14 protein-coding genes are annotated in these 13,023 nt (G+C 53.0%); 12 read left to right on the forward strand and 2 right to left on the reverse strand.

The window, feature by feature from the left end; genetic code table 11:
- Positions 1–32 precede the first annotated feature (32 nt).
- The 11 genes from DW350_RS17665 (at position 33) to DW350_RS17715 (ending at position 11,260) form a co-directional block, all read left to right on the forward strand.
- Complete coding sequence (locus DW350_RS17665) at positions 33–323, forward strand: DUF1799 domain-containing protein (RefSeq protein WP_192954732.1); 291 nt, start codon at positions 33–35, stop codon at positions 321–323.
- Positions 320–3,328 (forward strand): tape measure protein, encoded by a 3,009-nt coding sequence (locus tag DW350_RS17670; RefSeq protein WP_115720200.1) that lies wholly within the window; start codon positions 320–322, stop codon positions 3,326–3,328. Before DW350_RS17665 ends, DW350_RS17670 begins: the two co-directional genes overlap by 4 nt.
- Positions 3,325–3,936, forward strand: coding sequence for a hypothetical protein (locus tag DW350_RS17675; RefSeq protein ID WP_226911355.1), 612 nt, complete (start codon positions 3,325–3,327; stop codon positions 3,934–3,936). Before DW350_RS17670 ends, DW350_RS17675 begins: the two co-directional genes overlap by 4 nt.
- Complete coding sequence (locus tag DW350_RS17680) at positions 3,933–4,553, forward strand: hypothetical protein (RefSeq protein ID WP_115720201.1); 621 nt, start codon at positions 3,933–3,935, stop codon at positions 4,551–4,553. Before DW350_RS17675 ends, DW350_RS17680 begins: the two co-directional genes overlap by 4 nt.
- Positions 4,550–4,948 (forward strand): DUF6950 family protein, encoded by a 399-nt coding sequence (locus tag DW350_RS17685; protein WP_115720202.1) that lies wholly within the window; start codon positions 4,550–4,552, stop codon positions 4,946–4,948. The genes DW350_RS17680 and DW350_RS17685 overlap by 4 nt, the downstream gene beginning before the upstream one ends.
- Positions 4,936–7,977 carry a TipJ family phage tail tip protein gene (locus DW350_RS17690; RefSeq protein WP_192954733.1) on the forward strand — a complete coding sequence of 1,014 codons (3,042 nt, stop codon included), beginning with the start codon at positions 4,936–4,938 and terminating at the stop codon, positions 7,975–7,977. Before DW350_RS17685 ends, DW350_RS17690 begins: the two co-directional genes overlap by 13 nt.
- Before the next feature lies 1 nt (position 7,978).
- Entirely contained in the window at positions 7,979–8,299 is a 321-nt protein-coding gene (locus DW350_RS17695) for a hypothetical protein (RefSeq protein WP_115720204.1), read from the forward strand.
- Positions 8,299–8,988, forward strand: coding sequence for a hypothetical protein (locus DW350_RS17700; protein ID WP_115720205.1), 690 nt, complete (start codon positions 8,299–8,301; stop codon positions 8,986–8,988). The genes DW350_RS17695 and DW350_RS17700 overlap by 1 nt, the downstream gene beginning before the upstream one ends.
- 87 nt (positions 8,989–9,075) lie before the next feature.
- On the forward strand, positions 9,076–9,375 hold the full coding sequence (locus DW350_RS17705; protein WP_152033010.1) for a hypothetical protein: 300 nt from the start codon (positions 9,076–9,078) through the stop codon (positions 9,373–9,375).
- A 112-nt stretch (positions 9,376–9,487) separates the two neighbouring features.
- Positions 9,488–10,666 carry a phage tail fiber protein gene (locus DW350_RS17710; protein WP_152033011.1) on the forward strand — a complete coding sequence of 393 codons (1,179 nt, stop codon included), beginning with the start codon at positions 9,488–9,490 and terminating at the stop codon, positions 10,664–10,666.
- A 42-nt stretch (positions 10,667–10,708) separates the two neighbouring features.
- Entirely contained in the window at positions 10,709–11,260 is a 552-nt protein-coding gene (locus DW350_RS17715) for an EamA family transporter (protein WP_115720208.1), read from the forward strand.
- A 21-nt stretch (positions 11,261–11,281) separates the two neighbouring features.
- Here DW350_RS17715 and DW350_RS17720 read toward each other — a convergent pair whose 3' ends face one another.
- On the reverse strand, positions 11,282–11,626 hold the full coding sequence (locus tag DW350_RS17720) for a hypothetical protein (RefSeq protein ID WP_115720209.1): 345 nt from the start codon (positions 11,624–11,626) through the stop codon (positions 11,282–11,284).
- A gap of 225 nt (positions 11,627–11,851) precedes the next feature.
- Between DW350_RS17720 and DW350_RS17725 the strand changes: the two genes are divergently transcribed.
- Positions 11,852–12,469 (forward strand): LysE family translocator, encoded by a 618-nt coding sequence (locus tag DW350_RS17725; RefSeq protein WP_115720210.1) that lies wholly within the window; start codon positions 11,852–11,854, stop codon positions 12,467–12,469.
- 29 nt (positions 12,470–12,498) lie between these two features.
- Here DW350_RS17725 and DW350_RS17730 read toward each other — a convergent pair whose 3' ends face one another.
- Entirely contained in the window at positions 12,499–12,984 is a 486-nt protein-coding gene (locus tag DW350_RS17730; protein ID WP_115720211.1) for a DUF4234 domain-containing protein, read from the reverse strand.
- Between the last annotated feature and the right edge of the window lie 39 nt (positions 12,985–13,023).

A 13,023-nucleotide genomic window follows, 5' to 3' on the forward strand; every position in this document is an offset into this window, starting at 1 on the left:
CGCCGCAGCTGTCGCGCAAAGAACAGTTGGAATTGGAGCGAGAAGCCGCCGCTTTTGGTGTGCCCCTCGAAGAGGAGGAAAACCCTGACATTGAAGTTTGGGACGAGCACAGGGACGCGCTCACCTGGTGGTTTGAGATAAAGGATCTGCTGCGCTGGACACCCAGCCCAATAGGCGCTTACTGCGAGGGTTTGGACGTGCCAGCTGTCGAGTGCGACGCCCGTATGCGCGGCAGAGCCATCAACCCCAATGATTACGCCAAGGTGCGGCTTATTGCCGCCACCGTTGCAACCTACTTTAACGAGCGGCTAACCAATAAATGAAAGACTTGACCCTATCGCTAAAACTCACCGCTGATGGCCGCCAACTGGTAGCCACGGTGAACAATGCCGATCAGGTCGTTGAAGCCCTGGGCGCTACTGCACAGAAGACCAATGCCCGTGCTACATCGCTGGGCGCTGGGCTTGATAAAACCGCAAGTGGCGCCCGCAATGCGGCCACCGGCGTAGGTAATTTAGATGACCGGGCAGAGGCCGCAGGAAGCGAGCTTGGCAAACTTACCCGTGTTGCTGCTGGGCTGTGGGCCGCCTTTGAAGGGGCCAAGGGCTTGGGAGACATCGTTAGTGAAGTTGCAGACTTTCAGGATATTCGCACCCGCCTTGAGAGCCTAAGCGGCAGTGCGGCGGCCTATGCCGACAACCAGCAATACCTTATTGAACTGAGCCGCGAGCAGCACAAAGAGCTGACCCCGCTGGCCGACAGCTACGCTCGTTTGCTGACCTTGCAGCAAGCGGGGCTGGTTACCCAAACCCAAGCCCGCGCCCTGACTGAAGGCATCAGCAATGCCCAATCGGCGCTTGGTGCCAGCACCGAGCAAGTGGGCCAAGCCATGTACGGTTTGAGCCAGGCCTTGGCCAGCCCGATCGTCCGCGCCGAAGATCTTAATCAGGTAGTTGAACCTCTGCCGGGGCTGCTCAACCAGCTCGATAAAGCGGCAGGCTTGCCTGCGGGTGGCTTTCGTAAGCTGATGCTGGCAGGGCAAGTGACCAGCGAGTTTTTCCGCGACACCTTAATCAAGGCGTTAGGGACGTTCGACGGCGCCGCCGCTGCCACCGGCAACAACATCAACGCCTTGTACCGCGATATCAGCAACGCCTACACCCAGGCCGCTGTGGCCTTTGAAAACCCTATCAACGACACCCTAACGCCGGTGCTGCATACGATTGCCGATGCGCTGTTGTATGTCAGTGATAACGCCGAAGAGGTGTCTAACGTCATCGAAACGGTGCTGGCTGTTGCGCTGGCGCGTGGTGCAGTTGCGGCAGTTGCGGCAACAGTCAGGCTTGTAGAAAAGGCCGTGGCAAGCCGCGCTGCTGCGGTTGCTGCACTGGCCGAAGCCAAAGCCGAAATGACCTTGGCACAAGGTTATGCCGCCGCTTCGGCAGCAGGCCTTGCCCGCGCCGGTGCAGAAGAACGTTTAGCCGCAGCCCGCGCTAACCTGGCCGCCGCCACCGCCCGTGCCAATGTGGCCACTGCGGCCATGACTACCGCACGTACCCTGGGCACCCGCGCTCTTGCGTTAGTGGGCGGTTGGCCGGGGCTCATTTTAGGCGCAGTGGCTGCTTGGGCTACTTTTGACACCAGTGCCAAAACTGCCGCCGTCAGCGTAGACCGAGTAGACGATAAGGTGCGCCAGCTCAAAGAGGCGATGAGTGGCCTCGGTGCCATTGATATCGGTACTGCAACCCGGCCACTTCAGTCAGAAATGGATGGTTATTTGGCACAAATCGCCAGAGCGAATGATGCCATTAATCAACTGCGCCAGCGACAGACTCAACTGGCCAGCACGCCCTCGTCAGGCCCAGCTAGTGACATGGCGCAGGTGGGGCAAATCGGTGCCATTGACCGACAAATCTCAGCGCTTGAGCAAAAACGTGACGAGTTTGCGGCCAAGGTTAACGAGATCCAGCAAGCTCTGAATAAAACCTTTCAAAGCGGACTGAAAGGCATCCAATGGCAAACTCTGTCCGATGGGCCGCAATACAGTACCGAAGCGGCTACCAAGGCCCAGCAGCTCATCACAAAGTTGCAGCAGCAAGTTGCGCTTTATGGTGACGTTAGCAATGTGGCCAAGTTGCGCTACGAAATGGAGAACGGCGAGCTTAAGAACCTGGACCCGGCTTTGCAAAAGCAGCTGCTCACCCAGGCCAAATTGCTTGATCAAAAGGACGCCGACAAAGCGGCCACGAAAGCCGCCGCCGATGCGCAGAAGGAGTACCAGCGCAATATCGACCAATTGCTGAATAAGCTGGACCCATACAGCCAGTCACAAAAGCAGATGGCCGAGAACGAGAAGCTGCTGAAGACCTACTTCGAACAAGCCAACGTGCCGCTGGAGAAACGCCAACAGCTGCTAACAGCGCTTCAACAACAAGGCGGGGCTTATGAGTCACTGCGCCGCCAGCTCGACCCCGCGTATGCCGAAAACCAAAACAACAGTGAAAACCTATCACTGCTAAACAACGAACTGGACAACACGCCCGCCAGCGATGTTTCAAAGCGCCAGCAAATTAATGCGTTAATTGAGGCTGAGCAGCGCCGTCACAGTGCCGCAATGACGGACATCAACCAGCAAACGGCTAGCGAATATGACTTGATGTGGTCGCAGAGTTTTGACCGCTTCGCGTCTGGCATGGGCCAGGCTGTTGGTGAGGGGATCATTTACAGCAACAGCATGGGGGATGCTGCAAAAAACGTGATCAACTCGGTTGGTTCGCAGTTGATCTCCACCCTGGTAGAAATAGGCATCAAAAAAGTTGCCTCCATCTACCTGACGCAAGCCGCCTCTGAGGCGGCCACTGCCACGCAGGTAGCAACCGGCACCGCTGCGGCAGCAACGCTTGCCACCAGTTGGGCAACAGCAGCCGCAATGACCTCTTTGGCCAGCTTCGGTGCCAACGCCGTACCAGCAACCGCTGGCATCGCCAGCACCACCGCTTTCGCAGAAGGGCTGAGCGTTGCCGGTATCTTCCACTCAGGCGGCACTGTACCCCGCGAAGGCACTTATTTGCTGGATGGCGGCGAGACCGTCTACACCCGCGCCCAGCATGCCCGGCTGATGCAATCCATTAATAACTCCAGCTCTAGCAGCAGCTCAAACGCTACCACCATCAAACAAGAAAACAATTTCAATTTCTCTGGCAACAGCAGCACGTCGGTGCAAGCGCAGGTGCGTGAAATGTTGCCGGAGATCGCCAACGTCACCACTGCCGCTGTTGTCGATAGCTACAACCAGCGCGGTGATATGTATAGGGCCATAAACGGATGAGCAGTATTTTCACGTTCCCAGAGGATATTTATCCAACCAGCTGCGACTGGCGTTTAAAGACCCGTTCAGCGGTGTTTGAAAGCCCCTTTAATGGCGGCATACAAACCCTTGAGTACCCCGGTGCTTATTGGGAGGCCAGCTTAAGCTTCGACAGCCTGAAAAAAAACAAAGCCATTGATCTCGATGTGTTGCTTTTGAAATTGGCAGGTATGGCCAATCGGGTATGGCTATGGGACCACGCCTTTGCCAGTCCACAAGGGGTGGCAGGTGGTGCCCCGGTGGTTGATGGGGGCCCTCAAACAGGAAAAAGTCTCGCGATCCGCGGTTGCGTTGCCGGTCAATTATTTCTCGCCGCCGGTGACTACTTTCAGCTAGGAACACAGTTGTTTCGGATGACTGAAAACGCCACCGCAGACAGCTCCGGGCGCGCCACCTTGGTATTTGAATCGTCAATTCGTAACGCCGCGGCTGACGGTGCCGTCATCATCACCGACAAACCCAAAGCGCTGATGATGCTTGCTGACGATGACCAAGCGCCACGCCGCTCTGGCCGCCGCCTGGTGCTTAGCTCATTCACGCTGAAATTTAGGGAGGACATCTACGGATGATCACTGATTGGCTCTCTGCCGAAATGCAGGAAATGCTGCGCAACAAATACATCACGGCCATCTTAATGGCGCGACTAGATTTTGTATCCGGCATCGTTGCGGTGCACTCCGGCGTTGGCGACGTGACCTTTGACGGCGCCGTTTACAAAGGTATTGGTGTGCTGGGACAAGTCAGCCAGGTAAAACAGTCTAATGCGGTAAAGCCCTATACCTTACGCCTTACCCTTTCTGGCATTCCTCAAGAACTGGCCCAAACCGCGATCACTGAAAAGTACCAAGGCCGGGATGGGCGCTTATACATCGGCGCCATGGACTCGTTTGCTCAAGTGACAGCAACCCAGCTGTTGTTTCGTGGACGCATGGACGTGATGCCCATCAACCTGGGCAACCCCAGCACCATAGCGCTCGACATTAACAGCCGCAGCACAGATTGGAAGCGTGCCAAAAATGGCCGCTATACCGATGCCGACCAGCAAGCCAAATACCCGGGAGACAAGTTCTTTGAATATGTCGCGCAGATGGCAGAAAAACCAATTTATTGGGGCGTGCCCGGTAAAGCGGTTGCATCGGGTTCCGGTGCTACCAGCTCAACTAACTACCGGTTGAAGCAGCGATGAAAGCGCTCGCTGAGTTTATCGAACCACGCCGTAAAACCCCTTTTACCTGGGGGCAGCAAGACTGTTGTTTGTTGGCGGCAGATTGGGTGAAAAACCAAACGGGGACGGATTTTGCCGCTGTTTTTCGTGGGCGTTATAGCACGCGAATTGGGGCCGCCCGCGTGCTTAAAAACGAAGGGTTCGACAGTGTTGAAGCGGCAGTCACCTCCGCATTGGGTCAACCCGTTGGTCGCTTGCAACTGCACCGTGGTGATTTGGCACTGGTGCAGCAATATAACGGGCCCGCGCTAGGCATTGTTGGCGGCGATCTGGTGTGGGCGCCCGGTAACTACGGCTTGGTTACCGTCAAACTATCTACCGCATTGAAAGGATGGAGGATGCCATGCCACCCGTAATTGTTGGCGTTGCTGCCTATTATGCAGCCGCAGGTGTTGTTACGACAGCAGCGGCTATCGCCATCGGCATTGGTGCCGCCGCACTTACCTATGCCGCCACGCCTGACGTGTCCGGCATGAGCTATTCCAACGCGGCGAGTAGCCAGCAGCAAATGATCCGTAGCCCCAACGAACCAAGGCGCTATGTTTATGGGCGGGCGATGGTGTCGGGGCCGATGGTTTTTGCCAGTGAATCGGGCTCCGACAATAAATACCTGCACTTGGTGGTACCCGTTGCAACGCACCGCTGTGATGCAATAGAGGCCGTTTACTTTGATGATGAGGTGGCCTGGAGTAGTGATGGCGGTATGGCCAGTGACTACGCAAGCAAGGCCCGGGTCAAAGTGCATTTGGGGGACCAAACCGCCGCCGACGCAGATTTGGTTGCCGAATGTAGTGAATGGACCAGCGATCATGTCGGGTACTCGGTGGCGTACTTTTACGTGCGCTTAGAGTTCGATACAACGGTGTTCCCAAATGGTGTGCCCAACATCAAGGCGCTGGTGCGCGGCAAGCCTATTTATGACCCGCGTTTGGATACCACTGTAGGGGGAAGTGGCAGTCATCGCTGGGATGATGAAAGCACCTGGCAATGGACAAATAACTGGGGGCTTTGTGTGCTGGACTTTACCCGGTTTAGCTCTGGTGTTGGTGCCACCCAAGATGAGATTGACCTCGACAGTTTTGCGTCAGCAGCGAACGATTCCGACCAAACAGTTGCAGCTGATGACGATACCACGGAGCCACGCTTTACCTGCAACGGTACCTGGCAAGCTGACCAGACCCCCAGCACGATACTGGAACAGATGCTCACCGCTGCCCTTGGTACCCATGTGTACGTGTATGGCCAATACCGGCTGTATGCTGGTGTCTACCAGGGGCCGCCGGTTATTACACTCACCGAGGACGATGCCGCCGGGCAAATTACCGTGCGCCCGTACACCCCGCGCAGTGAACTATGCAATGCCGTCAGCGGCACCTTTATTGACCCTGGCCAGGCTTATCAATCAACAGACTTTCCGCCCGTTGAGTCAGCAGAACTGCAAGCCGAGGATAACGGCGAGTACATCAGTGATGACCTTGATTTACCCTTTACTAACTCAGTGTGGACGGCGCAGCGCCTGGCCAAGCTCTACCTGCTGCTTAAACGCAGTGGGTTACAAATAACATTTCCAATAAAAATGATCGGCTTGAGTGTCAGCGTAGGCCGCATTGTTACCATCGATTTGCCCAGCCTAAACCTGTCTGGTGTTTTCAGAGTGGATGATTGGTCTTTTGAAATGGGCAAGCCTGTGCAGTTGGTGCTGAGCTACCACACAGCAGAACTTTTCGAGAATGCGGACACGGGCGGAACCCCCTTGGTACCGGCAAACCCGGTAAATTATCCTGATGCCAGCGTGGTTCCCGCACCCAGTGGCGTAGCATTTACTGCCTATGAAGCAGACGATAGCTTGCTAGGGCAACTGACGTGGAACGCCCCTGGCGGCTCTAGCTCATACCGTTACCGTGTGGAGATCAGTAGTGGGGATTTTCTGGCATATCAGGCTAACCCCAGCGGCACTGTATTACCGCTGCCCCGCTTAGATGCAGGTACCTACAGTGTTCAGGTGTGGGCCATAAACTTATTTGGCAATAAATCTAATAACCCCGCAGAAATAGAGCTGGCCGTCGATACTGCCCCTGCGGTGACCGGCATTGAAACCATTGCCAGTTTATTTGAGCTGGCGATATACCCACGAACGGCAGTTGCTACTGCAACCAGCACCGTGTTTGAAATTATGGGGGGCTCTACCGATGACCGTGCCCAAGCCACAGCGCTAGGAACAGGTAAAACGGTTGTATGGCCAGGGCTTCGCTCTAATACAACGTATTACTTGTGGGCACGCACTGTTAACGACTACGGGATCAGTGCGTGGTATGGCCCTGTTGCAGCTGCTACATCAGCAGACTCAGCCGCGCTGGCCGAATCACTCGAAGGCCAAATTGGTAAGACGCAGCTGGCCCAAGAGCTATTGGCTGAGGTTGAGAAGATCCCGTTACTTGAAGGCCAAATTGGTGAGTTGGTTGGTGCGCCGGATTGGGATCCTGAGGCTGCTTACACTACAGGTGAGTATGTGAAGGAAGACGGCGTGCTTTATCAAGCCACGCAAGATGTACCGGAAGGCACAGCCGTGACTAACACCACCTATTGGAAAAATTTAGGTGCGTACGAGTCGGTCACTGAGCAGTTACAAGCGATTGCTGTACAGCTTAGCGATGTCAGCAACACCGTTGATACTGTAGAAGGCCAGATGACAGCAACGGCCAGCCGTACCGATACCCTGGTATCAATGTCGAGAGACAGCAGTGATGAAGGACGCCTAAGTGACGTACTGGCGGCCTGGAGCGCCAAAAGTGCTATTCGCAACGAACAGGTCACCCGAACAACAGAAAAAGAGGCCTTTGCTCAGCAGGTCAGCCAAGTACAAGCGGAAATGGCTGATAACAGTGCAGTGGTACAAGAAACCAGTGAGGCAACTGCCAGCCTAGAAAGTGGCCTAAATGCCATGTGGAAAGTGAGTCTGGGGGTTACCAGTGACGGGGTGTATTACGGTGGTGGTTTCGGTGCCGGAATAGAAAACACTGGCGCAGGATTCCAGAGCTATTTTGCGGTGCTGGCCAGCAATTTTTATGTGCTTAATCAGGTAAGTGGGACAACGACACTCAAGGCACCTTTTGTTGTTAAAGATGGCACAACGTTCATCAATAGCGCAGTTATTGATCAGGCTGACATTATCAACCTAATCATCACCGGTGTTTTGAAATCAGGAAATTATGTGGCGGGGCAACAAGGCATCAAAATTGACTTTGTAAACAGCACTATGGATATAAACGGTAGTAAGCCTGGTGTAGGTAGAGTCAACATTAGTGTTTCTGACGATGACCTGGTTGGTATGCAGGTATTCGATGCTAATGGTGTGCGCCGCGCCCGATTTGGTATCTGGAGTTGATATGGCTATTGGCATGCAGGCCTGGGACGCCAATGGAAATCTCATATTCGATCTGACATCTAGGGTGGGCAGGATCTTAGGGACGGTTAGTAATGCCGCATCATCAGGCACTATTACTAACGCCCAGTTTTCAACTGGAACGCCTTTTTGCATCCCTATATGCAATTACAGCAGCGGCTGGTCGGCGAATAATTTGGGGTCTACAACTGCAATGCCGCTGGTTAGCTTTTCAAACAACACTATGAGTTGGCAGCAATCTGAGGCATATACATCAGATCCCGAAAGTGGCATTTCAGTCACGCTGCTGTATGGGGTCTACTAATGGCAGCCGGCATGCAACTATGGCTTCAGGGCTCATCTAGTGTTTTTCAAATCGACGGCAGCAATCAAAACATCCAATTCAAAAGAAAAGTTACCTTAACATTGGCAGAAACTACCATGACCAGCGGCCAATGGTCTGGAACGGTTTATTTAGGTAGCACATCTATCAGTGACTCTGAGATCTATGCCGTTCAGTCGCCTGTGTTTGTGTGTGTAACAGCAAGGCGTAATGGAGCCATTGAGTTCCAAGCCGCAGAACAGGGCACTGTCACCGTTTATATTTTCGGCCCTGGAAGCCAAGAGTCTGATTTTGGGTGCCAAGTGTTTGATGATGATGGCAGCTTGGTGTACGACGCAATAGCCAAGCCGATGATAGTAAAAGGTGTTTTTAGCGGCACTGGCAGTTTTTCTTCAACGGGCACCATTGCGGTGATGCCAGCACAGATCCACACCAGGCTAACCAGGGCATCGAATTTGGAGAGTCCCGGTTCAGGAAAAGTCTGGCTACAAATTGCAGCGTGGAACTCTGATTCAATAAAAAACACATCAAATAGCGACTTTACGGTTAGCTTCGAAACAATCGGGGGCTTTGCCTACGGCCCAACAGAAACACCGATAGCGTACTGGGATAAGGTCGTAGATAACGGTTTAACATCCCTTAACCTTGCAGTTGACGTCGCCAACCTTTAAATCACGCGCAACATTTTTGCCTTATTGTGCTAACTTTTTGCTCATTGCGACTGGCATGGATTTGCCACATTAAGAAAAGGAGAGGAAGTGATGAAAGGTATCTGTTTAGCTGTGACGTTAATTGCCCTTGGTGGCTGCGCACAAATGGTGGACTACGGCAGGGTAACCGAGCATAACGAAACCTTTGCCGTTGCTGAGGTTAAGAGTTGCAGTGCAATTACAGGTTCATGCTATGTCATGGCAAAATATGCCTCTGGCAAAGAGGTACTGACCGCAGTGAAGAATGACGACGTTGCTGTTGGCGACGTCCTTGAGCGTAGCTGCAAAACCTATGAAAAGATGCCAGGAGAATATTGTGACAGGTACTGGCATAAAGCATCTAACTAGAATTAGCACCCTCAAGAAAACCGGCATTAAGCCGGTTTTTTAGTAAATGACTTACTTTCCAACACGTATCTTTGGCCCTGGAAAATAGCTAAAAGCTATTTGATTGGAGCACATGATGAGTTGGTATGTCGCAGGTACTGTAAGTGTGACAGAAGGCAATAACCTAGTGTCTGGCACCGGTACCGACTTTGTTAACAACGTTCGGGCGGGTGATTCCTTCCAGGGCCCAGACGGGCGGCAATATCAAATTACAAACGTTATATCTGCGCTCCAGATATCAATACTGCCTGCATATCAGAGCGAATCCCTAAGCGACCAAAGTTATGCAATCATCCCAAGCTTTGCTTGGGCTAAAGAAGCTGTAGACAAGCTTTCTCACGTAGTCGATCAGTTCGGAACACTAGCAGCTAACACCAATAACGAATGGGTTTCTGCATCGACCCCCGCCGCCGCCCTAGAAGCCCTGGGTGCATTCGTAAATTTGGTCACCGCCGCAGACGATGAATCCGCAAGGACCGTGCTGGGGTTGGGTGCAGCAGCTACGCTTGGCGTTGCCACAGCCACACAATCAGCGTCCGGGTCGGCCACTAATGTTCTAAACACGCCAGCTGGTCTTAAAGCCGCCCTAGATCAGTTTGGGTTGTTTGGCACTCCTTACGAAATAAATCCTTCCGGCGGAGCTACGCAATCTGATATTGATTCGCTGCCGTATGGGATCGTTAAATTCTCTAGTGGTATACCCGCAAATTCAGGGAGTCTGGCATACTCATATGTTGGATTGAAAATCAGGACTTCTAGTGAGGGCTCTTATCGGCTTTTCTGTTACACGACGGCTGGTTCAAGTAGATATACCGCTATGTATGACACCGCCGCGGGTAGCTGGGTACTGTATTGGCACAATAGCAATACCACTGTTGATTCCTCCGGTTTCATTAAAAAAGCTTCACCTATTGTGAACCTCTATGCTGACCGCGTGGTAGCGAATAACTATACCGAGTCTAAAGATGTGCAACTGGTCATCAATGGCACCGGCGACTATACGCTCACTAACACAACGGGTTTCGCCGATGACGGCTGGTATATAGAGACATTTGAGGACGCGAACGGAAATAAAAAGGTATTTGTCGAATACTCCCAAACTCACAAAGCCGACGGCAGTTTTGATATCAATATCAAAACATACACTCCGGACTACAGCACCGGCCCCGCAACCGCTGGTGACCCAATAGATATCACTGAGGGCCGTTTCATTGCTATCCGTCTGAATGAAATACCCATAGCCGAAAGTTGAGAACCAGCCCCATCTAATATTTGGCTTGTAATTTGATCACTTTTGGCATTGATCGTTTTTTTCGCGGGTGGTGATCAATATTCGCGCCGGGCTACACTGGGGTTTGTGGGGCTGCTGATTTTATTCTCGCCGCAACTTGGCCAGGGTCTTACCAGCACGCTTTGGGGCGCCATAGCCATCATCCTTGCCTGCGGCTGCTTTGCCGTTGCCCTGTTGCTATTGAAAAAGCTCGATAACGAAGCGCCGCTTATCGTGGCCCGTAATGTACTGACTGCCGCCAGCAGCCAGCTACTGATATTGGCGCAAATTTTCGCGCCTATCAGCCATTTGCAAGCCGATGCCAGCAGCTTATGGGCGGTGCTGTATCTGGGGGTGGTGTGCGCCGGGGTGGTGTATCTGCTGTATATGCTGCTGATTCAAAAAGCCGGGCCGGTGTTTGCGTCGCTGTCTAACTACTTGGTGCCACTGGTGGGGGTTATTTTAGCCGGCACCCTAAACCACGAAACCTTGGGCGGCCATACCTGGCTGGCACTGGCCATTATCTTGGCGGCGGTGGCGGTGAACCAACTTGGTGCACAAAAAAAGGCCGCTTAGCGGCCTTTTTAGCGTACAAGGCTAGTCTCTTGAAAGCGCGCCGGAGGATTTTCGAAATGCCACTTTGGCACAGATCACCGCCGCTATCATCACCCCAAGATTGGTGAACATAAAATACGGGTCGTGGGCGTAACCGGTTAGTGCCGCCACCAGTTGCGAGCCTTGCGACAAGGTGACAACCGCCATAACGGCAACCATCAGTCGGCTTTTCGGCTGGCGCATTCGAAACAGCACCAGTGCCACCAGCATCAGCGCTGAGGTAAACAATACCGGAGCAGGCGTTTGGCCCACTAACATTCGCCCCAGCAGCAACAGTGCATCCAAGGCGGCTAAAAGATAAAAGGCACGGGCAATGTTCGCTGTCATATCGAATTTCCCCTTAAGGTCCCTGTTGTTTTAATCGCTATTCTGGCCAAAGGCGAGCGCCAGTTTTGTAAAGTGTTAGCTGTATCAAGGCTTAACAGTGTTCTCTTAACTAAAACGACCTTTCATCGCCACAACTGAACTGCAACTCACAACCGCTTACCTCAAGACATTGCTGCCTATTAACACTTTGCTTTAAAGTGCCCGGATTCACATAGGAGCTTTATCTTGTCACCCCATCTGTTGCTGGCGTTTTTAGCCACCTTCTTTTTTGTGTCCATTACCCCTGGCATGTGCATGACGCTGTCGATGACCTTGGGGATGACCATTGGTGTGCGCCGCACCCTGTGGATGATGGCAGGTGAGCTATTAGGGGTGGCTTTGGTCGCGGTGGCGGCGGTTATTGGCGTGGCAACGGTGATGCTGAATTACCCGCTGGCCTTTACCCTGGTGAAGTACCTCGGTGGCGCTTACCTCATCTACCTCGGCATTCAGATGTGGCGGGCCAAGGGCAAACTGGCGATGAAACTGGATGCCAGCGAAACCCAGGCGTCCAGGCAACAGCTTGCCATGCAAGGGCTGGTCACCGCCATCGCCAACCCTAAAGGCTGGGCCTTTATGGTGTCTCTGCTGCCCCCTTTTATCGATGCCAGCAAACCCATGGCTGGGCAGTTATCCATGCTGGTGGGCATTATTATGTGCACCGAGTTTAGCTGCCTGCTGCTGTATGCCAGTGGCGGCAAAAGCCTTGGCCGCTTTTTAGGAAGCGGCAATAACCTGAGGCTTCTGAACCGTATTGCCGGCAGTTTGATGATGGGGGTCGGTATCTGGCTGGCGGTGAGCTAAAAAAGGCCGCTTATGCGGCCTTTTTTAGCTTAAGCATCCATATGCTCAGACGGTGCTTGCGGTTGCTGCCGCATGGCTGCTTCCGGCAAATCATTAATGCAGTAGTTAATGTAATAGACGGTAAACAAAAAGGTGTAAAAGCCGTTCATCTTCAAGGTGACATTGTGTTCTCTTTGGGCATATGCCTGAAGCGCGGCTTTGGTTTTAAAGGCCCAAACAACATAAAGCACCGCCGAGGCAATACTCAGCACCATGGCGATCACCGCCAGCACCAGTTTGGCGTATGGATCTAACGCATCATCGCTATTTGCAAAAGAGCCGCTTAACCCGGCGCAAACCGCCATCCAAATAAGGTGAACATCGCTGACAATTACCGCGCCGGTGATACGTTCAATGTTTTTGTTGTGGCGGTAAATCCACATCAACGGAAACAGGCCAGCGGTAGCAAGGGTCAGTAAAACAAGGTTCAGCGTGCCGGTGTGGGTGGTGTTACGCAGTTCAGAGACATCAGACATCAAAAGCCATCCTTGAGCAAAAATCAGTAAAAAGGTGTT

The sequence above is a fragment of the Gallaecimonas mangrovi genome, from assembly GCF_003367375.1.
Lineage (GTDB): Bacteria > Pseudomonadota > Gammaproteobacteria > Enterobacterales > Gallaecimonadaceae > Gallaecimonas > Gallaecimonas mangrovi.

Bases quoted from the DNA above. Each gene is read 5' to 3' on its own strand.
- DW350_RS17670 (WP_115720200.1), top strand. From the start codon at position 320: ATGAAAGACTTGACCCTATCGCTAAAACTCACCGCTGATGGCCGCCAA.
- DW350_RS17675 (WP_226911355.1), top strand. From the start codon at position 3,325: ATGAGCAGTATTTTCACGTTCCCAGAGGATATTTATCCAACCAGCTGC.
- DW350_RS17680 (WP_115720201.1), top strand. From the start codon at position 3,933: ATGATCACTGATTGGCTCTCTGCCGAAATGCAGGAAATGCTGCGCAAC.
- DW350_RS17685 (WP_115720202.1), top strand. From the start codon at position 4,550: ATGAAAGCGCTCGCTGAGTTTATCGAACCACGCCGTAAAACCCCTTTT.
- DW350_RS17690 (WP_192954733.1), top strand. From the start codon at position 4,936: ATGCCACCCGTAATTGTTGGCGTTGCTGCCTATTATGCAGCCGCAGGT.
- DW350_RS17695 (WP_115720204.1), top strand. From the start codon at position 7,979: ATGGCTATTGGCATGCAGGCCTGGGACGCCAATGGAAATCTCATATTC.
- DW350_RS17700 (WP_115720205.1), top strand. From the start codon at position 8,299: ATGGCAGCCGGCATGCAACTATGGCTTCAGGGCTCATCTAGTGTTTTT.
- DW350_RS17710 (WP_152033011.1), top strand. From the start codon at position 9,488: ATGATGAGTTGGTATGTCGCAGGTACTGTAAGTGTGACAGAAGGCAAT.
- DW350_RS17720 (WP_115720209.1), bottom strand. From the start codon at position 11,626: ATGACAGCGAACATTGCCCGTGCCTTTTATCTTTTAGCCGCCTTGGAT.
- DW350_RS17730 (WP_115720211.1), bottom strand. From the start codon at position 12,984: ATGTCTGATGTCTCTGAACTGCGTAACACCACCCACACCGGCACGCTG.